The organism is Nocardioides sp. SYSU D00038 (assembly GCF_016924665.1).
In the GTDB taxonomy this organism is placed as follows: Bacteria; Actinomycetota; Actinomycetes; order Propionibacteriales; family Nocardioidaceae; genus Nocardioides.
On record NZ_JAFFJT010000025.1, the window covers coordinates 1 to 23,908 of the forward strand.

Genomic DNA, 23,908 nt, shown 5'->3' on the forward strand with positions numbered 1-23,908 from the left:
GGCGTGGCGCCGCTGACCAGCCGGGGAACAAGACAGCAGCGTCCGGCGACACGGCAACGAGTGCCGAACGACGCCCGGCGCGCAGCAGCCGCAGTGCCCCCCAACGCGCGGCACCCCCGCCCCACCCAACAGTCACCCGCGCCCCGGATCACACCCGCCGCAGTCAGCACCCACCCGAGCCCGGTCCCCGGAGTCGCCCGTTACGGAGAACGGTCGGCTCACTGGGTCTCGAGGCTCGTCGCCAGGGCTCCTCGCACCTCGACCAGCGCCCGGCGTTCGGCTCACCGGGTCTCGACGACGCTCGCTGGCGCGCGCTGCTCCACCAAGCACCAGGACGACGAAGCGGGCCCGGAGGAGAAGCTCCTCCGGGCCCGCGTTCGTCGGTCGTGCTAGCGCTTGACCTTGATGGTGACCGTCTTCGTCACCCCGGTGGCGAGGGGGCTACCTGCGTAGGCCACCTTCACCTTGAGCTTGCCGACCTTGGCCGCCTTGGGCAGCTTCAGCGTCAGCTTGCCGTTCTTGATGGTGCGGGTGAACTTCTTGCCCTTCACCGTCACCGTCACCTTGCCGGTCACGGGCACCCGGTCCGGGGCGGTGAGCGACACCTTGACGGTGGCGCGCTTGCCCTTCTTGACCTTCTTGGGTGCCTTGACCTTGAGGGCCGGCGTCACCTTCTTGACCGTCACCGACACCGTGGACGACGAGGTCGCGTGGGTCTCGCTGCCGACGTAGCGCAGCGTGAGCCGGTGGGTGCCGGGCACGAGCGACCTGGCCGGCAGGGCGATCGTGGCCTTGCCCTGCGCCACCGTGGCCTTCGCGATGAAGCGGGTCCCCAGCAGCACCTCCGCCTGGCCCCCGGCCGCGGCCGGGGTCACGGTGACCGACACGGAGCCGGCCTTGCCGTAGGTGAAGGTCCCGGCGGTGCCCGAGACGGTGGTGGCCGCCTTGGTCACGGTGATGCTCACCGTCGCCGGTGCGGAGCTGGCGGTGCCGTCGTTCGCCCGGTAGGTGAACGAGTCGGGACCGACGTAGCCGGCGTCCGGCGTGTAGCTGAACGACCCGTTCGAGCCGAGCACGACCTCGCCGTGCGCTGCCTGCGTCACGTCGGTCGACGTGAGGGGGTCGCCCTCGACGTCGGTGTCGTTGGCCAGCAGACCGGGCGCCGTGACCTCGAGGGGCGTGCCCGCCGGGGTCGAGTAGGCGTCCGCCACCGCGACCGGGGCCGTGTTGGGCGGCTCCGAGACGGTGATCGTGACCGTGGCCGGCTCCGAGGGTGCACCGTCGTTCGCCGTGTAGGTGAACGTGTCCGTGCCGGTGTAGCCGGCGTCGGGGGTGTAGGTGAACCCGCCGTCCGCGTCGAGCGTCAGCTCGCCGTGGTCGGGGCCGTCGGCGACGGTCGCCGTGAAGGCGTCGTCCTCGACGTCGGAGTCGTTGTCGAGCACGCCCGGCGCGTCGACCTCGAGGACCTCGTCCTGCACGGCCTCGTAGGTGTCGTCGACGACCCGCGGGAACGCGTTGTACTCCGGCGCCTCGTAGAGGTCCTCGACCTGGCTGGCCGACATCTCGTGCCCGTAGAGGCGGAAGTCGTCGACGACTCCGTCCCAACGTCCGTCGCCCCAGCTGGTGCCGCCGACCATGTTGGCGACGGTGTTGCCGTTGACCCCCACGTCACCCAGGTCGAGGGTGAAGTCGTTGCGGGTGCCCTTGAGCTCGCCGTTGAAGTAGATCTTGCCGACCGAGCCACGCAGCGTGAACACGACGTGCGTCCAGGCGTTGAGCGGCAGGTCGTTGCCCGACCCGAGCACGAGCCGCTCCTGCGTCGGGTTGCCCGGCGCCTTGAACGTCGCGGCGAAGCCGGTGTTGCTACCGGTGACCTGCGTCGACGACTGCAGCAGGAAGAACGTGTCCGTGCTGCTGCCGATCTGCACCAGCGACGTCCAGTTGGGCAGCGCGTCCGGCTTGGCCCACACCGACACCGTGAACTCGTCGGTGAGACCGGCGTCGATGTTGTTGGGCAGCTTGACGTGGTTGCCGCTGGCGGCGTCGCCACCCGGCAGGTTCACTGCCGAGCCGAACTTCCCGTCCTGGCTCCAGCCCACCTGGTTCTGCAGCACCGACTCGCCGATCGCGGTGTTGGTGCCACTGTTGGCCGCGGTCGTGCCCGAGCCCTCGTCGAAGCGGACGTGCACGGGGATGCCCCGCGGCGGCGGCGGACGCTCGACCTCGTGCTGCGTCGTGCCCACCGAGTCGCGGAAGCCCTCGGCCGCCGTGAAGCGCACCTCGATCTCGTGCTCGCCGGGCTCGAGCGTGACGCCCGGGAACTCGACGACACCGTCGGTCACGTCGACCGGGGTGCCGACCCGCGCACCGTCGACCCAGAGCTCGGCGGTGCCGTCGGCACCGACCCCGCCCGGGTCCTCGACGGTCGCCGAGACCGTGACCGGCTCGTTGAACGGCGAGGGCGAGGCCGGCGCGACCGAGACGGTCGTCGTCGTGTTCTGCGCCGAGCCCTCGGCGTACATGGACCCGATGTCGGCCGGCGCCAGCGCGGTCGTGTAGACCCGGACGTCGTCCATCAGGCCGTTGAACGGCGTGTCGTTGAACCCGTTGCGGCCCAGCCAGTTGTTCTCGGTGGGTCCGACGTCGGTCATCGTCAGCGTCAGGTCCGTGCGCTGGGCGATCTGCTCACCGTTGAGGAACAGCGTGCCGGTCGAACCGGTGCGCGTGAACGCGACGTGGTTCCACTGGTTGAGCGCGATGTCCTTGGTCGGGGTGGCGTAGATCCGCTCCTCGAGCGTGCTGCCCTTCTTCTTGAACGTCGCCGCCAGGCCCGACGCGCCCGGGTTGCGGGCCTGCGTCTGGGTCTGGATCTGGAAGAAGCTGCCAGCGCCCTCGAAGCCGCTGCCGATGTGGAACAGCCCGGCCCAGTGGGTGAGCGCCCGCGGCTTGACCCAGAACGACGTCGTGAAGTCGGTCGCGTTCTGGAGCAGGTTGTCCGGCAGGTCCACCGCGTTGGCGGTGGCGCCACCCTTCAGGTCGACGGCACCGTCGTAGATGCCCTCCTCCGACCAGCCCGTGGTGCCGGTCAGCACGGCGTCACCCACCGAGGCGTCGGTGCCCGAGTTAGCCGCCGTGGTGCCGGAGCCCTCGTCGAGCTCGTAGTGCACCGGGACGTCCTCCAGCCCGGCCTCGAGCGGGGTGATGACCAGGTCGTCGACCATCAGGCCGGCGCCGGCACCCGAACCCACCAGCGAGAGGGTCTCGGACTTCGCGTCGGCGGTGAACGTCGTCACCAGGGTGCCGAACGTGACCGCCCGGCCGCTCTGCGACGGCATCTCGGGGCCGGCGGTGATCGTGGTGTCGAGGTCGCCGACCTTCAGCTGGGCCGCGGCCGGCTCGGTGCCGGCGGTGCGGCTGTCGCGGGCGTAGCGCAGCGAGAGCCGGTACTCCTTGCCCGCCTGGAGCCCGGTGATCGGGCGCTCGATGCTGCCGGCGTTGCCGAGGCCGAGGTGGTAGCCCACCACGCCGAGGCCGCCCTGGCTGGGCTGGTTGCCGCGCACCAGCTGGACGCCGCTGTTGACGGTCCACGGCGACATCCGGCCGCCGTTGGCCGGCACGTCGACGACGCCGGGCGGGTTGGCGCCCTTCCACTCGGTGGGCATCCGCGGGTACTCGAACTGGTCGACGACCTGCGGGCTGCGCTGGTCCATCTTCACGGCCGGGTCGATGTTGACGATCTTGGCGACCGAGGGCGTGCCGTCGGCGTTCCAGACGAACAGCATGTAGGCACCGGGAGGCGCGAAGTTGCCGTTCGAGGGGGCGGTGATCGTCACGTCCTGCGAGCCGTTGGCCTGCGTGAACTCCAGGTCCTGGAAGTTCTGGTCGTTGTTGAACCCGTGGGTCACCGAGCCGTTGCGGACCAGGGTGACGCGCGAGACCGGACCGTTGGCCTTGATCCCGAAGGTGCCGTTGTAGCCGATGTTGCGCGGCGCCTGCGTGATCACCGGGCGGGTGGCCGGCTGGTCACCGTCGAAGAGGTACGCCGGGGAGTAGTACTCCACGTCGGTGTAGTTGCGCGGGCCCGGGGCACCGCCGCCGCCGATCATCACCCGACCGTCGGGCAGGAGCAGCGCGGTCGAGTGGTAGAGCCGGGCGTGCTCGTAGGGCACCTTGACCTCGGTCCAGACCTCGGTGTCGGGGTCCCAGATCTCGGCGTTGGTGACGTAGCCGTCGTTGTTGTTGTTGCCTCGGCTGCCGCCGGTGACCATCACGTCGCCGTCGGGCAGGATCGTCGCGGTGCCCCAGTGGCGCCCGTGCTTCATCGGGTTGGTCGCCTCGACCACCGGGGTGGCGGAGCCACCGGTGATGTCGACGGTGAACGCCGCTCGCGCGCCGTTGCCGCCGCCGCCGTTGTCCCACGCGCCGCCACCGGCCTGGAGGATCTTGCCCGGCCGGTACATCGCGGCGGTCGAGGTCGCCCCGACGGGACGGCCGAGGGCGGCCTGGTTGGCGGCCGCGGCCGGCAGGTTGCCGAGCATGGTCAGCTCACCGTTGCCGCCGTTGCCGGCCGGGTCGAGGGTGAACATGCCGGTGCCGCTGATGTTGAACAGCTTGCCGTCGGCGGGCGAGACGAAGGCCCGGGGGTACCACCAGCGGTTCTCGTCCACCGGGCCGGCGTTGTCGACCGGGCCGTCGCCGTACGCGGCCGAGCTGGTCGCGCCGGTGAGCGCCTTCCAGCCGTTGCCCTCGTTGGGGCGGTAGACCTCGGGCGTGTGCACGCCCGGCCCCGCGACGCCGCGCACACTGCCGCCCTGCACGACGACGTCGCCGTTGGGCATGGTCGTGCCGGTCGGGTACCAGCGCGGGAAGTTCATCGGGGCCTCGTTGCGCAGCCCGGAGTTGGTCTTGTAGCTCGTGACGCCGATCGAGGCGTTGACGGGGTCGTTGGAGCCGAGACCGTCGTCACCGCCGATGGTCATCGTCGAGCGACGGTGGGGGTTCTGCACCTGCATCGAGCAGAAGAGGTCGGTGTAGGTGGTGTTGGGCAGGACGCCGTCGAGGACGTTCGCCAGGGTCCGCGGCTGGGCCGGGTCCCACACGTCGATCTCGAACTGGCCGCCCTGGGAGACCGCGCTGTTGCCGGTCCAGTCGTAGGGGGTCGTGTCGGTGCCGCCGTAGACGACCGAGCCGAACGACTGCACCTTGCCGTCGGAGGTCAGCGCCGCGTTGATGGGCATGAGCGGCCACGGGGTGACCCCGCTCCACGAGCCCTCGACGTCCTTCTCCGGCGGCGAGCAGTCGGCCGGCAGGAGACCGGCGGAGTAGGCCAGGCCGTTCTTCATCTGGGTGCGGATGAAGGGCTCGCTGTACGCCGTGCCCTCGTGCCCCATGCCCGTGTACCAGGACCGACCGCTGTCGATCTGCTGGCACCAGGTGATCGGGTGCGTGGTGCCCTGGCGGCCGAGGCTCTGGTAGGAGCTCTCGTCGGCCGAGAGGATCGTCCGCACGTTGGGGGCGGGGTTGACGGTCCAGTCGTACCACTCGTCGCTGCGGTTGATCTCGGCCGGCAGGCCCGCGGCGAGGGGGTGGGTCGGGTCGTTGTTGACCACGCGACCCGGCCGGACGCCCGGGTTCTCCGGGTGGCCCTCGGACATGGCGCCCACGAGACGCAGGTAGAACGGGTTGACGTCGTGCTCGCTCTGCCCGACCGACCAGCCGGCGTAGTGGAGGCCCATGTAGCCGCCGCCACCGCGGATGTAGGTCTCGAGCGCGGCGCGCTGCGCCTCGTTGAACAGCACCCCACCGGTCTGCGCGAAGACCACCGCGTCGGCGGTGGCCAGGTTCTCGGTCGTGAACGCCGAGGCCTGGTTGGTCTCCTGGACCTGGAGGGTCTTGCCGTACTGGGTCGCCAGCTCGGCGGCCAGCTCGTTCACGGCCTGGCGCGCCTGCACGTGCGAGGCGTGGAACTCGGACTTGTAGAAGAGGATGACGCGCAGGTTCTCGTCATCCGCTGCGGAGGCGGGAGCGGCGGTCGCGGCCATGATCGGCAGCGCGAGGGCCGGTGCGACCGCCAGCGCGGTGAGGTGCGTGACCCATCGCCGGAGGCGATGCGGCGTACGCACGCGGACTGATCTGCGTGGCTTCATGCGGGATCCCTTGTCTCGGGCTCGGATCGGCTCGGCTCCGAGGGGTCGGCCAGGTCGCACCGACCGTCTCTTGCCCCGGACGCTATGGCGCCCGTCACACATGTGCAAGAACCTGATCCAGATTTGTGAACAATTTCTGCGTTCTGTTCACGGACGTGAACACAACGGGCGTGCACCTCGGGGGAGCGGCGCGAGGGGATGGGCGCGCGGGCCGCCAGATCGGCTGGGCCGGCTCGGCGGCCGGGCCCGGGTCGGCGAGGACCCGGAGGCTGGCCGGTCGGGCGACGAGGTTCCCGTCGCCCTGGCCGGCCGGTCGTCCGCGCCGTCGGTCCGGCCCCCGGGTGCGGGAGCCGGGCCGACGGCGTGGACAGGGCACTGCCGGCACCACCACCGGCAGCTGCTGCGGGGTCGCCCTTCGGGGGCGAGGCGGTCAGCGGCGGACGCGGGCGCTCCCGCCCCCTGCCAGCGAGCGGACCTCGTCGGCGGTCACCATCGACGTGTCCCCCGGCGTGGTCATGGCCAGGGCGCCGTGTGCGGCGCCCAGCTCGAGGCTGGTCTGCAGGTCCTCGCCCTCGAGCAGGCCGTAGACCAGGCCCGAGGCGAAGCCGTCGCCGCCACCCACGCGGTCGAAGATCGCGAGGTGGTCGCGCGCGACCGACGACAGCACGCCGGTCTCGGGCGACCAGGCGATCGCCTGCCAGTCGTTGTCGCTGGCCGTGTGGACCGTGCGCAGCGTGGTCGCCACGACCGAGAGCCACGGCATCTTCTCGGCCACGGTGCCGACCATGGTCGCGAAGCTGTCGATCGGCAGGCTGCTGAGGTTCTCGTCGACGTGGGCGACCTCGAAGCCGAGGGAGGCGGTGAAGTCCTCCTCGTTGCCGATCATCACGTCCACGTGGCTGGCCAGGCGGGTGTTGACGTCGCGGGCGTACTCGCTGCCCCCGATGCCGGCCCACAGGCTGGGCCGGTAGTTGAGGTCGAACGAGACGACGGTGCCGTGCTTCTGCGCGGCGGCCATCGCCTCCTCGGCCACCTGGGCGGCGTTCTCGGACAGTCCGGCGAAGATGCCGCCGGTGTGCAGCCAGCGCACCCCGCGGCGGCCGAACAAGTCGTCCCAGTCGACGGTGCCGGGCGTCATCTGGGCGATCGCTGTGTTGGCCCGGTCGGACACCCCGAGCGCGCCGCGCACGCCGAAGCCGCGCTCGGTGAAGTTGAGGCCGTTGCGGACGGTGCGCCCGATGCCGTCGTACTTCACCCAGCGGATCATCGAGGTGTCGACGCCGCCCTGCATGATCAGGTTCTCGACGAGTCGGCCCACCTCGTTGTCCGCGAGGGCGGTGACCACGCCGGCGCGCAGGCCGAAGACCTTGCGCATGCCGCGGGCGACGTTGTACTCGCCGCCGCCCTCCCAGGCCTCGAACCGGCGCGCGGTGCGCACCCGGCCCTCCCCCGGGTCGAGCCGCAGCATGACCTCACCGAGCGCGACGATGTCGAGCTCGCACTCGCTGGCGGGACGGGTCTGGATCATGCCGGGGCTCCTTGGGCTACGGAGGTGGGGGTGGCGGAGGGGGCCAGGGCGGCGACGGTGGTGGCGCACCGCGCCTCCACCTCGTCCCAGCGGCCGCCGGCGAGCAGGTCCGGCGCCACCATCCAGCTGCCGCCGACGGCGGCGACCGCGCGGTGGGCCAGGTAGGTCGGGGCGGTCTCGGCGGTGATCCCGCCGGTGGGCACGAACCGCACCTGGGGGAACGCCGCCGCCAGCGCCTTGACGGCACCGAGTCCGCCGCAGGCCTCCGCCGGGAAGAACTTCACGGTGTCCAGCCCCAGGGTGAGAGCCTGCATGAGCTCGGTGGCGGTGCTGACGCCGGGGATCACCGGGAGCCCGAGCTCCTGGCAGCGGCGTACGACGTCGGCGCTCAGGCCGGGCGAGACCACGAAGCGCGCTCCCGCCCCGTGGGCCTGGTCGACCTGCTCGGTGGTGAGGACCGTGCCGGCCCCCACCACCAGGTCGCCGCGCTCGGCCAGGCGGCCGAGCACCGCGGCGGCCGCCGGCACGCGGAAGGTGACCTCCGCGACCGGCAGCCCGCCGGCGACCAGCGCCGCACCGAGGTCGTCGGCCCGCTCGGGCTCGTCGAGGACGACGACCGGGACGACCCGGTGCCCCCTCAGGACCTCGGTGGCGGTCACCGGAGCTCGGCGATGACGGTCTTGAGCTCGGTGTAGTCGTCCAGTCCGAACGACCCGAGCTCACGACCCCAACCCGACTGCTTGTAGCCACCGCGCGGCAGCGTGACGTCGTCGGCGTGCCAGGTGTTCAGCCACACCGTGCCGGCGCGCAGCTTGGAGCCGACCCGGTGTGCGGTGCCGAGGTCCTTGGACCACACGCCCGCGGCGAGGCCGTAGACGGTGTTGTTGGCGGCCGCGACGACCTCGTCCTCGGTGTCGAACGGGATCGCGGTGATGACCGGGCCGAAGATCTCGTCGGTCTGCACGGCCATCTGCTCGGTGACGTCGGTGATCAGCGTCGGCGAGAAGAAGTAGCCGCGGTCGGCGGCCGGGTCGGCGCTGCCGGCGGCCAGGGTCGCGCCGTCGGAGACCGCGCCCCGGACGTAGCCCATGACCTTCTCGTGCTGCTCCTGCGAGACCAGCGGGCCCATGGTGGTCGCCGGGTCGAACGCGTCGCCGACCCGGATCGACCGGGCCGCCGCGGCGACGCCCTCGATGACCTGGTCGAAGACCTCGCGCTGGACGTAGAGGCGCGAGCCGTTGACGCAGCACTGGCCCTCGTTGAAGTAGCCGGCCAGGGCCGCACCGGCGATCGCGGCGTCGAGGTCGGCGTCCGCGAAGATGATGTTGGGCGCCTTGCCGCCGAGCTCGAGGGAGACCTTCTTGAGGTTCTTCGACGCACCCGCGGCGATCTTCTTGCCGACCTCGGTGCTGCCGGTGAAGGCCACCTTGTCGACGCCCGCGTGGTCGACCAGCGCCGCGCCCGCGTCGCCGAAGCCGGGGAGCACGTTGACGACGCCGGCCGGGACGCCGGCCTCGAGCAGCAGCTCGCCGAGGCGCAGCGCGGTGAGCGGGGTCTGCTCGGCGGGCTTGAGCACCACGGTGTTGCCGGCGGTGATCGACGGGATGACCTTGAAGCAGGCCATCGTCAGCGGGAAGTTCCACGGCACGATGCCGGCGACGACACCGATGGCCTCGCGCCGGGTGTAGGCGTGGAACTCGCGGCCGGGCACCGACATCGGGATGGTGGTGCCCTCCATCTTGGTGGCCCAGCCCGCGAAGTAGCGGAACAGCTCGGCGGCGACGCCCACGTCGCCGCGGGCGGAGGCCAGGCTCTTGCCGTTGTCGAGCGACTCGAGCTGGGCGAACTCCTCGGCGCGCTCGTCGATCATGTCGCCGATGCGCCACAGCAGGTGCGAGCGCTCGCGCGGGCTCATCCGCGACCACGGCGAGCCGGACTCGAAGGCGTTGCGGGCGGCCACGACGGCACGGTCGGCGTCGACGGCGGAGGCCTGCGCGACCTTGACGAGGACCTCCTCGGTCGCGGGGTTGACCGTGTCGAAGGTCTGGCCGTCCTTCGCGTCCACCCACTCGCCGTCGATGAGCAGCTGCTTGGGTGAGGACAGGAACGACTGGACGGAGGGCAGGAGGGTGGTGGTGCTCTCGGACATGGGTGCCTTCCAGGGACGTGCGGATTCGGATACGGGGCTGGTGCTGCTTGGTGCTGGAGGAGATGCCTCGGGGACGGCTACTTGATGATCAACACCTTCGATCGGTCCAGGGTGAGGGCGACGGCGACGACGATGATCGCGCCGTAGAGGATCTGCTCCCAGGCCGACGGCACACCGACGATCGGCAGGCCGACCCGGAGCAGGGTGATCACGAGCGCACCGACGAGCGAGCGCCAGATGCTGCCGTGACCGCCGGTGATGGCGGTGCCGCCGACCACGATGGCCGCGACCGCAGGGAGCAGCAGGTTGTCGGCCATGGTGGGGCTGCCGCTGAAGTTGCGGGAGACCAGCATGACCGCGGCCAGCCCGGCACAGGCGCCGGACACGGTGAACGCGCCCACCTTGACCAGGTCGACCGGCGTGCCGGCCAGCCGGGCGGCGGACTCCGAGTAGCCCGTGGCGGTGATGTAGCTGTGCAGCGGCGTCAGCTTCAGCACCAGGGCGACCACGGCCACCACGATCACGGCCACGACGAAGGCCATCGGCAGGTAGCCGCCGACGTAGAGGGTCAGCCACTTGGTGGCGTCGCGGTCGACGATCCGGATCGGGCCGGCGTCGGAGATCACCAGTGCCACGGCCGAGAAGATGCTCATCCCGCCCAGCGTGACGATGAACGACGGGATGCGGAGCGTCACGTGGGCGAGCCCCTGCACCGCACCGATCGCGCCCGCGGCCGCGATCACCGCGAGGGTGGTGAGGCCGCCCAGGTCGGGCAGCCACATCGCGAAGAAGACCGTCGACAACGAGCAGAGCGCGGCGATCGACAGGTCGATGCCTCCGCACAGCACCACCAGGGTGGCGCCCGCGGCGAGCACGACCAGCGGGGCCGACGTGCGCACCGCGGCCGTCAGGCTGCGCTGGGTCAGGAAGTCGGGGTCGGCGATCGTGAGCGCGGCCAGCAGCGTGACCAGCGCGATCACCGGCATGAACGACGTCAGCCGCTGGCCGACCGTCGCGCCGCCCTTGACCGCCGCCGCGTCGGCGACCGGCTTGGCGATGACGGGGGTGCTCATGGCTAGACCATCTCCTTGACGAGGTCGAGCGGGGTCGGCTTGCTCCCGGAGGGGCAGGCCACCTCCTTGGTCACGCGGCCGTCGCTCATCACCAGGATCCGGTCGGACATGCCGATCGCCTCCTCGAGGCTGTCGGCGAGCAGCACGGTGGCGACCCCGCTGTTGGCCAGCTCGCGCATCAGGCGGTAGACCTCCGAGCGGGCGCCGATGTCGAGGCCGCGGGTCGGGTGGTCGAGCAGCAGCAGGCGGATGTCGCCGGCGACCAGCCACCGGGCCAGCACGACCTTCTGCTGGTTGCCACCGGACAGTCGCTGGATGGCGGTGCCCCGGTGGGGGGTGCGGATCGAGAGCCGCTCGATCCACCGGTCGACCAGCGATGCCTGCTTGCTCGGCACCACGATCGGCCCGGCGCAGCGCGACTTCTGCTTGGTCAGGGTCATGTTCTCGGCGACCGACATCGGGCCGACCATGCCCTCGATCTTGCGCTCCGCCGGCACGTAGCCGATCCCGGCCGCACAGGCGGCGCGGGTGCTGGAGAGGTCGAGCTTCCTGCCGTCGAGGGTGACCTCTCCGGCGGAGATCGGCTCGGCGCCGAACAGTGCACGGCAGACGTCCTCGCGGCCGGAGCCGTGGACGCCGACGATGCCGACGATCTCGCCCGCCCGGACGTCGAGGTCGACGTCGCGGAAGGTGCTGCTCGACATGCCGCGCACCGACAGCATCGGCGGCAACGGCTCCTCGGTCCGCACCGCGGCGGTGTCGTGGTAGTGGTCGTCGGAGCCGGTGGAGCCGATCATCATCCGGTGCAGCTCGGCCGGCAGCGCGCCGGCGGTGGGCACCTCGCCCACCGACTGGCCGCCGCGCAGCACGCTCACCCGGTCGCAGACGTCGAGCACCTCGTCGAGGCGGTGGGAGACGAACACGACCGAGGCGAACTCGCGCAGCCGGCGCACCTGGGTGAAGAGGGTCTCGATCTCCTTCGACTCCAGCACCGAGGTGGGCTCGTCGAGGATGATCACCGGCGGGTGCTGGGTGCGCTGCTCGATCCGCAGCACCTTGGCGATCTCGACCATCTGCCGGTCGGCGAAGGACAGCGTGTCGGTGCGGGCCAGCGGGTCGATGTGGGACCCGATCTTGTCGAGCTGCTCCTGGGCCAGCTTGCGCATGGTGTCCCAGCGGTAGATGCCGCGGCGCACGCCCGGGCCCTCCGAGCCGAGCACGATGTTCTCGGCCGCGGTCAGGTTGGGCACCAGCGACTGCTCCTGGAACACCATGCCGATGCCGTGGTCGGCCGCCTCGACGACGCTGCGGAGGCGGACCTTCTCGCCACGCACCCAGATCTCGCCGGCGTCGGGCTTGACCAGCCCGACCAGCGCCTTGAGCAGCGTGGACTTGCCGGCGCCGTTCTCGCCGGCCAGGCCGAGCACCTCGTGCTGGCGGACGACGAGGTCGACGCCGTCGAGCGCCTTGACGCCCGGGTAGTGCTTGACGAGGCCGCGCACCTCGAGGGCTGGCACCGAGCCGGGGGCCGGCACCTCGACCTCTCTCTGCAGATCTGTGGTCACTTGGTCACCTGGTTCCTTCGGCGCTGCGGTAGGACCGCGGCGGCGACCGCGGCGACGACGATGAGGCCCTGCACGCCGCCCTGCCAGTACGGGCTCACGCCGACCTGGACCAGGCCGTTGACGAGCACCGTGACCAGCAGCACGCCGACGACCGAGTGCAGCACGCCGCCGCGGCCACCGGTGAGCAGGGTGCCGCCGACGACGGCGGCGGTGATGGCGGCGAAGTCGTAGCCCTTGCCGGCCTGCACGAGGCCGGCGCCGAGCTGGCTGGTCACCATCACGCCGGCCAGCCCGTAGAACGCGCCGGCCAGGGTGAACACGGCGACCTTGTACGGCGCCACCTTGACCCCCGAGAGCGACAGCACCTCCTCCGCGCCGCCGATGGCGAACGCGTAGCGGCCCAGCCGCGAGTAGCGCTGCACCAGGTAGCCGAGCAGCACGCAGCCGGCGGCGATCCAGGTGAGGTAGGCGAAGCCGAGGAAGCGCTCCACCGCCCAGCCCTCGAGCATGGCGTCGGAGATGTTGGGCTGGACGCCGGCGAACATGAGCGTCGCGACGCCGAGGCCCACGGCCGAGACCCCCAGGGTGGTCATGAACGACGGCACCTTGAGCAGCACCAGCGCCAGGCCGCTGAGGCAGCCGAGCGCCGCGGCCAGCAGCACCGCCACCAGGACCCCGATCAGGCCGAGGTCGTTGTCGTTGCGGTTGTTGGCGACCATGAGGGCGACCGCGATCGCGGACGCCCCCATGATCCCCGGGGCGGAGAGGTCGATCGACCCCATCATCAGCACGAAGGTGATGCCGCAGGCCACGACGGCGAGGACCGCCGCCGTGTCCATGATGTTCTGCACGTTGCTGATCGTCCGGAAGTCGGAGCTCAGTGCCGCGAAGACACCGAAGATCACGACCAGGGCGATCGGGGGACCAGCGTCCCGGAACGACACCCCCCGCCGAGGCTGGGGGCGCGCCGGGGCGACGTCAACGTCCTCGGCGGGGGATGTCATGGTCACGAGATCGCGCCCTGCGAGCGGCTGAAGACGTTGTCGCAGTCGAAGTCGGCCTCGTCGGTCGCCGGGGTCAGGAAGTCGGCGACGTTGTCCTCCTGGATGAGGAACTGCTCGGCGTACCAGGCGCGGTCCTCGTCGGCGATGTCGTCGACGGAGAGCTCGCCGGTGGCCACGCAGTAGCCGATGGCCAGGCCGATGCCGCCCTGCCACGGGCCGTCGCTCGAGACGGTGGCGGTCATCGTGCCGTCCTGGATCGCGGTGAGCGCGTCCGGCACGGCGTCGATGCCGACGACGGCGACGTCGTCGCGACCGGCCTGCTGGAGCGCCTCGAGCGCACCGAGGGCCATGTCGTCGTTGGCGGCCCAGATGCCCTTGAGCTCGTCACCGTGCTTGGTCAGCAGCGTCTTGGTGACGTCGAGCGCCTCGGCGCGCGAGAAGTTGGCGGTCTGGTCGTCGAGCAGCTTGACGTCCGGGTTGGCCGCCAGCGACTCCTCGAGGCCGGCGAACCGGTCCTTCGCGGCACCGGTGTCGAGGATGCCCTGCAGCGCGACGATGCCGCCGGAGCCACCGATGGCCTCGGCCAGCGCGTCACCGATCTGCTTGCCGGACTCCACGCCGTTGTAGGTGATGTGGGAGAGCCACTGGTCGTAGTCGGTGACGTTCATGTCGGCCGGCTTGTTCCACTGGGTCACCAGGAAGGCACCGGCCTCCTCGGCGCCCTCGACGATCGGCGGGGTGTCGGAGTCGCCGTTGGGCAGGATGTTCATGACCAGGCACTCGGTGTCGCCGGCGAGCAGCTGGCTGATCTGCTCCTGCTGGCGGGTCGAGTCGCCGTCGTAGGTCAGGCGCTCCTGGGTCAGGCCGACGGACTCGGCGAACTCGTCGCCGCCGTCGAGCCAGGAGGCCTCGTAGGGGTTGGACTCGTTGCGGACCTGGCCGACCAGCTTGACGTCGGACGGGTCGCACGCGCCGGAGGCGGAGGAGCCGTTGTTGTTGTCACCAGCGTTGGACTCCTCGCTGCAGGCCGTGAAGGCGAGCGCAGCCAGCGAGATGCTGACGAGCGCCACAGCGGGGCGGGTGATGCGGGTCATCGTCGATCCTCGTTTCTTGGTGCCGTGAACTACCGGCGGGCTTGGAACTGATGGTCAGGTGCGGCGCCCCGAGCGGCGGTGGTGATGGGCTGGCACACGGTCAACGGGCCATCCAGCCCCCGTCCACCACGAGAACGTGACCGTTGACGTAGTCGGCGGCGGAGGAGCTGAGGAACACGGCCGCACCGGCGATGTCCTCGGGCGTCCCCCACCGACCGGCCGGGATCCGGTCCAGGATCGACCTGGACCGTTCGGGGTCCTCGCGGAGGGCGGTCGTGTTGTCGGTGGCCATGTAGCCGGGCGCGATGGCGTTGACCTGCACCCCGGACGGGCCCCACTCGTTGGCCAGCGCCTTGGTGATGCCGGCGACGCCGTGCTTGCTGGCGGTGTACGACACCACACGGATGCCGCCCTGGAAGGCGAGGAGACTGGCGATGCTGACGATCTTGCCGTGTCCGCGCTCGACCATGGGGCGGCCGACGTGCTGGGTGAGGAAGAACAGCCCCGACAGGTTGATGTCGAGCACCGTGTTCCACGACTCCGGAGTCACGTCGACCGTGTCGTGGCGGTCGATGATTCCGGCGTTGTTGACCAGGATGTCCACCTGGTGGTCCGAGGAGACCTGCTGGCCGAGGGCCGCGACGGCCTCGTGGTCGCTGACGTCGAGGTCGAGCACCTCGACGTCGCGGCCGAGGTCGCGGACCATCTTCTCGGTCTCGGTCTGGCTGTCGGGCAGACCGACCAGCACGAGGTCGGCTCCCGCGTTGGCGAGGCCGAGGGCGACGCCCTGGCCCAGGCCGCGGCCGGCCCCGGTGACGACGGCGAGCTTGCCGGTGAGGTCGAAGGGCGAGGTGGTCACAGGTCCTCCAGGGCGACGGGCGAGAGGTCGGTGTAGGCGTTGTTCTCGCCGGCCATCGCCCAGATGAAGGCGTAGGAGCTGGTGCCGGCGCCGGCGTGGATCGACCACGGCGGGGAGATGACGGCCTGGCGGTCGGCGAGGACCACGTGGCGGGTCGCGCCGGGCTGGCCCATGAAGTGGAAGACCCGCTCCCCCTCGGCGAGGTCGGCGTAGAGGTAGACCTCGGTACGGCGGTCGTGCAGGTGCGGCGGGAGGGTGTTCCACACCGAGCCGTCGGAGATCACGGTGACGCCGAACTGGAGGTTGGCGGTCTGCAGGTCCGAGCCCCAGGCGTAGCGGTAGAGGTGGCGCTCGCTGGCGGCCTGCGCGCTGCCGATGGCGACCGGCTCGACGTCGGCGTGCACCAGCGGAGTCGTGGGGTACGACGCGCCCGCGGTGGCGGAGACGAAGTAGAAGGCGGCGTCGGCGCCCGCGAAGGTGACCTCGCAGCCGCGCCCGACGTAGAGGCCGTCGAGGTGGCCGAGCTCGAACTTCTCGCCGTCGACGAGCACGTGGCCCGACTCGCCGACGTTGATGATGCCGAGCTCGCGACGCTCCAGGTGGGACTCGACGCCCAGCACCTCGGTCCAGGCGGGCAGCTCGAGCTGGCCGGCACCCGGGACGGCCCCGCCCACGAGCAGGCGGTCGTCGTGGGTGTAGACACCGTGCACCTCGCCGGCCTCGAACAGGTCGTCGAGGACGAAGCTCGCGCGCAGGTCCGCGGCGTGGGCGGTCTCCACGCTCGACGGAGAAGTCGAATATCGGACCTGGATCACGCGGGCTCCTCGTTTTGTGAACTGTGTTCGTCTATGTGAATCGAGAACGTACACGTGACCGCGATCACGGTCAAGGGGCCGAAGTCTGTCCATGTATGGGAACCAGCCGGTAGGGTGACCGGTACCTACTAGGGTGCGTAGACATGGATCGGGAGGCGTCACTGATGCCACTGCAGGAGAAGACGAACGGCAGTCCGGCCGCGGGGCCGGTCAAGTCGGCCGCGCGCGCCCTGGACCTGCTCGACGAGATCGCGACCAACGGTCCCGGCACCCAGCTGCAGCTGTCGACGCGGCTGAACATCCCCAAGAGCAGCCTGCACGCGCTGCTGCGGACGATGACCGACCGCGGGTGGCTGCAGACCGACCCGACCGGCAGCGTCTACCAGCTCGGCATCCACTCCCTGGTGGTCAGCTCGGCCTACCTCGCGGGCGACCCCGTGCTGTCGCGCGCCGCTGCGGTCATGGACGAGATCGCCGCCGCCACCGAGGAGACCGTCAACCTCGGCCGACTCACCGGCGCGCACGTCATCTACACCGCCAAGCGCGAGTCGGTGCACCCGCTGCGGATGCACTCCCCCGTGGGCCGGCGGCTCCCCGCCTACTCCACCGCGCTCGGCCGCGCCATCCTCGCCGAGCAGCCCGCGGAGGTGCGGGCCTCGTTGGTCCCCCACCACATCGCCCCGATCACCACCCACACGGTGACCGACCGCGACGCCGTCCTCTCCATCATCGACCGCGCGACCGAGCTCGGGTACGCCGCCGAGAGCGACGAGTCGTGCATCGGCGTCCGCTGCTTCGGCGTCGCGCTCCCCTTCGCCCGCCCGATCGTCGACGGCATCAGCGTCGCCGTCCCGATGAGCCGCCTCGACGGTGGCCGCGAGGACGTCATCATCGAGACGCTCCTGAGCGTCCGCGCCCGCCTCGCCTCCGAGCACGGCAACAGCAGCGTCCGCTGACCCAGCCGCTGGTCGAGCGGCGACCGTCGGCGGGACCGGTTGAGCCGAACGCCCGCCGTTGCGGGTGGCTCCCGGGACGTGACTCGGTCGGGTGCTCACTGCGGCTGGTGCTATCCGGCGGCCGGGTGACTGTTGGTGGGGTGGGGTGCGGGGTGCCGCGCGTGGTGGGGCACTGCGGCTGCTGCGCGCCGGACGTCGTTCGGCCGCCTCCGTGCCGCGCGGCGTGGCACGCCGGCGGTGCGCTGGTCGAGGTGCGAGGAGCCCTGGCGACGAGCCTCGAGACCCGGTGAACCGAAAGCCCTCCCTCGCGAACGGCGACCCCCGGGGTTCGCCGAGCCGTCGTTGACTAACGCCGGGTCGACGCGATCCGCCGACAACAAGCGCCGGGTCGGCGTACCCCAGCCGCATCCTCGGGGACGGGAGGATGTTCGGCGGCCCGGGGTCAGACGCAAACCCTTCCGTCCCACCGGAGGGCGTTCGGCCGGCGGGGGTTTCGAGACAGTCGCTAGCGCGACTTCCTCAACCACCGGTGAGAGGGAAGCCCGCCGGTGGGGACGGGACGGTCGGCGTACGAGTGCGCAGGTTTCGAGGCTCGCTTCGCTCGCACCTCAACCAGCGCCGGAAGTCGGTGGATTCCGGAGGCCCGGCGGCCGCAGAATGCCTGCGTGCCCACCACCAGCCAGTGGCTCGCCTTCGTGATCGCGAGCGCCCTGTTCATCCAGGTCCCCGGACCCAGCCTGCTGTTCACGATCGGGCGCGCCCTGACGGTCGGCCGGCGCGACGCGCTGCTCTCGGTCGTCGGCAACGCGCTCGGCATCACCGTGCAGGTGCTGCTCGTCGCGGTGGGGCTCGGGGCCGTGGTGGCCGCGAGCACCGAGGCCTACGTCGCGCTCAAGCTCGTCGGGGCGGCGTACGTCGTGTGGCTGGGCGTGCAGGCGATCCGCAACCGGGCGGAAGCGCGCACCGCGATGGCCGCCGCCGACGGGACGCCGGCGCAGGTGTCGCGCTCGCTCCGGGTCGGGTTCGTCGTGGGCGTCACCAACCCCAAGACCGTGGTGTTCTTCGTGGCGTTCCTGCCCCAGTTCGTCAACGAGCCCGCGGGGCACGCCGGGCTCCAGCTCGCCGCGCTGGGCGTGGTCTTCGGCGTGATGTGCGCGGCATCGGACTCGCTGTGGGCGCTGGTCGCCGGCAAGGCGCGCGACTGGTTCGCCCGCAGCCCCGAGCGGCTCGACCGGCTCGGCGTCGCCGGCGGCGTGATGATGATCGGCCTGGGCGCGACCATGGCTGCCTCGGAGTAGGCGACGCGCCGGCGGTTCCCGCAGTGCCGGCGAGCCGTCGGTGCGTCCTAGCCGAGCCGGGCGCCGGCGCGGTAGCCGGTGGGCGCGGCGGGACGCCGCGACTCCAGGGGCACCGTGACGGGAGTGGTCGGGAAGCCGTTGGTGACGCACCAGGCCACGGCCTGGGGCCGGGTCTTCACGCCGATGCGCTGGTAGGCGTTGCGGATGTAGGACTTCACCGAGTTGACCGACAGGTAGAGCTGGGCGGCGATGTCCTGGTTGCTGAGGCCCTGGGTGACCAGGGTCAGGATGTCGACCTCGCGGGCGGTCAGCCCGGCCCGCTGCCCGAGCGGATCGAGGTCCTCGGCCTGGTCGAGCAGCTCGCCGCTGGCCACCGCCTCGATCGCGTCCACCAGCTCCTTGGGCTCGGCGCTCATCGAGATCCAGCCGTCGGCACCCATGGCCATCGCCTGGCCACGCAGGTCGGGGCGCAGGTCACGGGTCACGACCAGCACCTTGGCCCGGGTCTCGTTGACCAGGTGGCGGAGGTCGTCACCGCAGGTGCGGTGCAGACCGAGGACGTCGTAGAGGGCCACGTCGACGGCGGCGAGCGACATCCAGGCACGAGGCAACTTGACCTCCTGCACGCGGTCGGGGTGCTCGGCGAGCATCGAGGAGAGCCCGTGGGTCAGCACGGGTTGGTGGCCGACGACGGCAACACCTAGCGGGCCAGTCTGCATCGACGGGTTCCTTCGGTCAGGTCCCGTGCGCGAGGGAGGCAAGCCGCCAAACCCGATCGGGTCCTTCGACCCTAGTCCGCACGGAGGCACGACGAACCACCCGAACGGGTGGCGTCCCCCCAGGGCGCGGGCACGGCCCCTGCCCGAGCAAGGGCCGCCGCAGCGAGTTCGGGTGTCTGGAGTCACCCGACGGGCCTTGCCTACCGTGCAGCACGCGAGCCCGGCCCGACACCTTCCCAGGGGTGTGACCGGCGGCGCCACCCTGGCCGGATGACGCCACTGACATCCGTTGCGAGCGTGACGCGCATCACCCTAAGGTGAGCCCATGTCCGCGCTGATGAAACGTTTCACAACCCAGGCCACCCTGCTCGCGGCGCTGGGCGCCGCCCTCGCCGGAGCCCCGACGGCGCACGGCTCGCCGGCGACCGACACCCCTCCGGCCGTCGCGGCCGGCGCGAGCGCCAGCACGGCCGGTCTCACCCTGGGCGACCTGACGGTGGAGCACCGTGCGAACCCGCTCGGGATCGACGCCGACCGGCCCCGGTTCGGCTGGGTGCTGGGGTCGACGGCGCAGGGGGCCACCCAGTCGGCGTACCAGCTGCAGGTGTCGACGACGGCCGACGGCGCCGGGGACGTGTGGGACAGCGGCAAGGTCGGGTCGACCCGCTCCTTCGACGTCGAGTACGACGGACCGGCGCTCGACTCGCGCACCCGCTACCACTGGCGGGTGCGGGTCTGGGACGCCGCCGAGCAGGCGTCGGCCTGGAGCGCGCCTGCGTGGTTCGAGACGGCGTTCCTCGACGAGGAGGAGTTCGGCGGCGCCTGGATCGGCGGCCGCTCGGAGCGGGTCAGCACCGATCTGCAGGGTGCGAGCTGGATCTGGTACCCCCAGGGCAACCCCGCCGACTCCGCCCCGGTCGGCACCCGCTACTTCCGGCGCACCATCGACCTGCCCCAGGACGCGGAGGTCACGAAGGCGACCTTCCAGCTCACCGCCGACGACAGCTTCGTGCTGCACGTCAACGGCACCGTGGTCGGGCGCTCGCCGCAGGTGGCCGAGTCGTGGCGGACGGCGGTCGACGTCGACGTCACCGCCGAGCTGCGCCCGGGACGCAACGTGATCGCGGTGCGCGCCACCAACACCCAGCCCGGCCCCTCCGGGCTGGTGGGCAAGCTGCGCCTCGAGCTCGCCGACGGCACGCAGCCGGACCTGGTCACCGACGCGTCCTGGAAGGCCCACGACACCGAGGTCGCGGGGTGGGAGCAGGTCGACTTCGACGACAGCGCGTGGCCGACGGCCCTGGTGGCGGCGGGCTTCGGCTCGGGACCGTGGGGCGGCTCCGTCGGCACGGCGGCCCCGCCCGAGCCGATGCTGCGCAAGGACTTCGAGACCGACCGCGAGCTCGCCTCGGCCCGCGTGTACGTCATCGGCCTGGGCTACTACAAGCTCTACCTCAACGGCGAGCGGGTCGGCGACCACGAGCTCGACCCCGCGTTCACCGTCTACGACAAGACCGGCCTCTACGCGACGTACGACGTGACCGACCAGGTGCGCGACGGCGAGAACGCCCTCGGCGTCACGCTCGGGCGCGGCTACTACTCGATGCTCAACCCCGACGAGTGGATGACCTCGCCCTGGCACGGCGAGCCCAAGCTCAAGCTCCAGCTCGACCTCACCTACACCGACGGCACGACCGACCGCGTGGTGAGTGACGGCAGCTGGCGGTTGGCGGACGGGCCGACCACCTCGGAGTCGCTGTGGTTCGGCGAGACCTACGACGCCCGCCTCGAGCAGCCGGGCTGGAACGACGTCGGCTTCGACGACTCCGGCTGGCGCTCCGCGTCCCAGGTGCCGGGCATCGCCGGTGAGCTGCGGGCCCAGTCGTTCCCGCCGATCAAGGCGACCGAGCCGCTCACGCCGACCGCGGTCACCACCCCCGCACCGGGGACCACCGTGCACGACTACGGCAGCCCGACGTCCGGCTGGGCGACCGTCGCGGTGCAGGGGCCCGCCGGTGCCGCGGTGACCATCACCTACGGCGAGAAGCTCAAGCAGGACGGCACGGTCGACAACGTCGGCGGCTTCGGGATGCAGCTGCAGAAGTACACCTACGTGCTGCGGGGCGGCGGGGTCGAGGACTTCACGCCGAGCTACTCCTACGCCGGCTTCCGCTACGTGCAGGTCAGCGCCCCGGCCGGCGTCACCGTTGACTCGGTGACCGCCGAGCGCGTGCACACCGCGGTGCCGCGCACCGGCGACTTCGACAGCTCCAGCGACCTGTTCAACCGCTATCACCGAGCGCAGGCCGAGACGATCCTCAACAACCTCCACTCGGTGCCGACCGATACCCCGATGTACGAGAAGCGCCCCTACACCGCCGACGGCTTCCTGATGGCGCCCTCCGCGATGGCCAGCTTCGACGTGCAGGACTTCTACGCGAGCTGGATGCGCTCCCACAAGGACGACCAGACCGCCGAGGGCAACATCGGGCAGACCGTGCCCGGCACCGTGGGCGCGAAGCAGGTCGTCGACCCGATCTGGACGGCCAGCTTCGTGCTCGTCAGCTGGGACCTCTACTGGTACTACGGCGACACCCGGCCGCTCAGCGAGAACTACGACGCCATGCGGAAGTGGCTCGACTTCTTCGTCGACGACATCGCCGAGACCGGCTACGTCTACACCGGCACCAGCTACGCCGACTGGCTCTCCCCCGGACACGCGATGCCCCCCGAGGGTGCGCGCCTCGCCGGCACGGCGTACCTCTACGAGACCGCGTCGAAGATCGCCGACATCGCCCGGGCCCTCGGCCACGACGACGACGCCACCGAGCTCGACGAGCTGGCCGCGACCATCGCCGACGCCTTCCACGCCGAGTTCTACGACGCGGCCAGGGGCGGCTATTACGACGATCCGGCCGCCGGATACCGGCAGACGTCGAACCTGCTGCCGCTCAGCCTGGGCATCGTGCCCGACGAGGTGCGCGACACCGTCGTGGCCAACCTGGTCGCGGACATCGAGGCGCGGGGCGGCCACCTCAACACCGGCGCCCTGGGCACCAGGCTGATCCTCCCCGTGCTCACCGACACCGGTCACGCCGACCTCGCCTACGAGGTCGCCACCAACCCGACCTACCCCGGCTGGGGCTACTGGTTCGAGGAGCTCGGCGCCACCACAATGTGGGAGGAGTGGGGCGCGGGGTCGCGCTCGCGGCAGCACGCTTTCATGGGCACGGTCGACGACTGGCTCTACCAGCGTGTCGCCGGCATCGAGCCCACGGCGCCCGGCTACACCGAGGTCGCCATCCGGCCGCACCCGGTGGGCGACCTGGACCGTGCCAGCGCCCACGTCCGCTCGCCGCTGGGCCGGGTCGCCTCGGCGTGGACCCGCGCCGACGACGTCTTCACGCTGCGGGTGACCATCCCGGTCGGCGCGACCGCGAAGGTCTCGATGCCCGTCCGCGACAGCGACGAGGTCGCCGTGCCCGCCGGTGCGACCTTGGTCGAGGTGCGCGACGGCTACGCGACGTACACCCTCGGCTCCGGCCAGCACGAGCTGCGCTCCGGGCCGAACGTGGTCCCCGACGCCAGCAGCGTCTCCGCCACCCCCGTCAGCGGGGTCTACGGCCGCGCCCGCATCGTTGTCGCCACGGTGACCGGCACGGCGCCCACCGGCACCGTCACCGTCTCCGAGCGGGGCCGCGTGCTCGGTCGGGCGGCGGTGTCCGGCGGCGTCGCCCGGGTCACCCTCGGCGGCACCAGCACCGGGGCAGGCACCCACACCCTGACGCTGTCCTACGGCGGCGACCCGGCCAACCAGCCGTCGTCGACCACGACGACGATGCGCGTCGCGAAGGCACCGACCGCCGTACGGGCCCGCACCTGGCCCGTGCGGGTGCGACCCGGCACCCGTCCGCGCCTGGTCGTGCGCGTCTCGGCCGTCGGGGTGCGGCCCACCGGCGCCGTGCGGATCAAGGTGGGCGGCACGACCCTGACCCGTCGGGTCGCGGCCGACGGCACCGTCCGGGTGCGGCTGCCCCGGCAGCGACCCGGCGTCCGGAAGGTGCGCGTGACCTACGTCGGCACCGCCGACATCGCGGCCTCATCCACCATGGTGCGGCTCAAGGTCCGCCGCTGATCGGTCGGCTCACCGGTGGTGGCGCGGGTCGAGGTGCGAAGGCCGGTAGGCCTACGCCTCGAGACCCGGTGAGACGAACGCCCTCCGCTGGGAACCGTCGGCGTTCGGGTGCGCAGGTTTCGAGGCTCGCTTCGCTCGCACCTCAACCAGCGCCGGTGGTCGAGCAGCGAGCGCCAGCGAGCGTCGTCGAGACCCGGCGAGACGAGCGCCCTCCCGTCCCCACCGGAGGTTCACCCGTCGGCGACCGGGTACCGACCGGGCATGGCAATCATCGGATTTCTCGTGTTCGGCCTCGTCGTGGGCGTGCTGGCCCGGCTCATCAAGCCCGGGCGGCAGAGCCTCGGCCTCCTGGGCACCCTCGCGCTCGGCGTCGTCGGCTCCCTGATCGGCGGCATCGTGGCCTCCGCCCTCGGCACCGGCGACATCTTCGAGCTCAACATCCTGGGCGCGGTCGTCGCTATCGTCGCGGCGGTCCTGCTGATCGGCGTCGCGGAGGGCCTGATGTCCTCGCGGAAGCAGACCGCCCGCCACTGACCCGAACGGCGCAACCGCCCCCGTCCCTGCCCG

The 23,908-nt window shown here is 71.5% G+C and carries 15 protein-coding genes; 4 read left to right on the forward strand and 11 right to left on the reverse strand.

The window, feature by feature from the left end:
• Window positions 1-389: 389 nt before the first annotated feature.
• The 10 genes from JT721_RS14750 to kduI all read right to left on the reverse strand — a co-directional run bounded on the left by JT721_RS14750 (window position 390) and on the right by kduI (window position 16,197).
• A complete protein-coding gene (locus JT721_RS14750; protein WP_307828070.1) occupies window positions 390-6,122 on the reverse strand; it encodes a LamG-like jellyroll fold domain-containing protein in 5,733 nt (1,910 codons plus the stop codon).
• 454 nt (window positions 6,123-6,576) lie between these two features.
• Window positions 6,577-7,674, reverse strand: coding sequence for a sugar kinase (locus tag JT721_RS14755; RefSeq protein WP_205474019.1), 1,098 nt, complete (start codon window positions 7,672-7,674; stop codon window positions 6,577-6,579).
• Window positions 7,671-8,333, reverse strand: a complete 663-nt coding sequence (gene eda, locus JT721_RS14760; RefSeq protein WP_307828071.1) for a bifunctional 4-hydroxy-2-oxoglutarate aldolase/2-dehydro-3-deoxy-phosphogluconate aldolase — start codon at window positions 8,331-8,333, stop codon at window positions 7,671-7,673. The genes JT721_RS14755 and eda overlap by 4 nt, the downstream gene beginning before the upstream one ends.
• Window positions 8,330-9,823, reverse strand: a complete 1,494-nt coding sequence (locus JT721_RS14765) for an aldehyde dehydrogenase family protein (protein ID WP_205474020.1) — start codon at window positions 9,821-9,823, stop codon at window positions 8,330-8,332. Before JT721_RS14765 ends, eda begins: the two co-directional genes overlap by 4 nt.
• A gap of 77 nt (window positions 9,824-9,900) precedes the next feature.
• Entirely contained in the window at window positions 9,901-10,896 is a 996-nt protein-coding gene (locus JT721_RS14770) for an ABC transporter permease (protein ID WP_205474021.1), read from the reverse strand.
• Between the two features lie 2 nt (window positions 10,897-10,898).
• Entirely contained in the window at window positions 10,899-12,461 is a 1,563-nt protein-coding gene (locus JT721_RS14775) for a sugar ABC transporter ATP-binding protein (protein WP_205474022.1), read from the reverse strand.
• A complete protein-coding gene (locus JT721_RS14780; protein WP_205474023.1) occupies window positions 12,458-13,405 on the reverse strand; it encodes an ABC transporter permease in 948 nt (315 codons plus the stop codon). The genes JT721_RS14775 and JT721_RS14780 overlap by 4 nt, the downstream gene beginning before the upstream one ends.
• A gap of 62 nt (window positions 13,406-13,467) precedes the next feature.
• Entirely contained in the window at window positions 13,468-14,559 is a 1,092-nt protein-coding gene (locus JT721_RS14785; protein WP_205474024.1) for a sugar ABC transporter substrate-binding protein, read from the reverse strand.
• Window positions 14,560-14,659: 100 nt separating this feature from the next.
• Window positions 14,660-15,418 (reverse strand): 2-dehydro-3-deoxy-D-gluconate 5-dehydrogenase KduD, encoded by a 759-nt coding sequence (gene kduD / locus JT721_RS14790; protein WP_205474025.1) that lies wholly within the window; start codon window positions 15,416-15,418, stop codon window positions 14,660-14,662.
• Entirely contained in the window at window positions 15,415-16,197 is a 783-nt protein-coding gene (kduI, locus tag JT721_RS14795) for a 5-dehydro-4-deoxy-D-glucuronate isomerase (RefSeq protein WP_307828072.1), read from the reverse strand. Before kduI ends, kduD begins: the two co-directional genes overlap by 4 nt.
• A gap of 200 nt (window positions 16,198-16,397) precedes the next feature.
• Between kduI and JT721_RS14800 the strand changes: the two genes are divergently transcribed.
• Both JT721_RS14800 and JT721_RS14805 read left to right on the forward strand, forming a co-directional pair.
• Complete coding sequence (locus JT721_RS14800; RefSeq protein ID WP_205474027.1) at window positions 16,398-17,189, forward strand: IclR family transcriptional regulator; 792 nt, start codon at window positions 16,398-16,400, stop codon at window positions 17,187-17,189.
• Window positions 17,190-17,854: 665 nt separating this feature from the next.
• Window positions 17,855-18,487 carry a LysE family translocator gene (locus JT721_RS14805; RefSeq protein WP_205474028.1) on the forward strand — a complete coding sequence of 211 codons (633 nt, stop codon included), beginning with the start codon at window positions 17,855-17,857 and terminating at the stop codon, window positions 18,485-18,487.
• A gap of 47 nt (window positions 18,488-18,534) precedes the next feature.
• Here the strand turns inward: JT721_RS14805 and JT721_RS14810 are convergent, their stop codons facing one another.
• A complete protein-coding gene (locus JT721_RS14810) occupies window positions 18,535-19,206 on the reverse strand; it encodes a response regulator transcription factor (RefSeq protein ID WP_205474029.1) in 672 nt (223 codons plus the stop codon).
• Window positions 19,207-19,543: 337 nt separating this feature from the next.
• Between JT721_RS14810 and JT721_RS14815 the strand changes: the two genes are divergently transcribed.
• Window positions 19,544-23,341: a family 78 glycoside hydrolase catalytic domain gene (locus JT721_RS14815; RefSeq protein ID WP_205474030.1), complete on the forward strand. Its 3,798-nt coding sequence runs from the start codon at window positions 19,544-19,546 to the stop codon at window positions 23,339-23,341.
• Window positions 23,342-23,602: 261 nt separating this feature from the next.
• Window positions 23,603-23,875, forward strand: a complete 273-nt coding sequence (locus tag JT721_RS14820; protein WP_240340814.1) for a GlsB/YeaQ/YmgE family stress response membrane protein — start codon at window positions 23,603-23,605, stop codon at window positions 23,873-23,875.
• Window positions 23,876-23,908 lie beyond the last annotated feature (33 nt).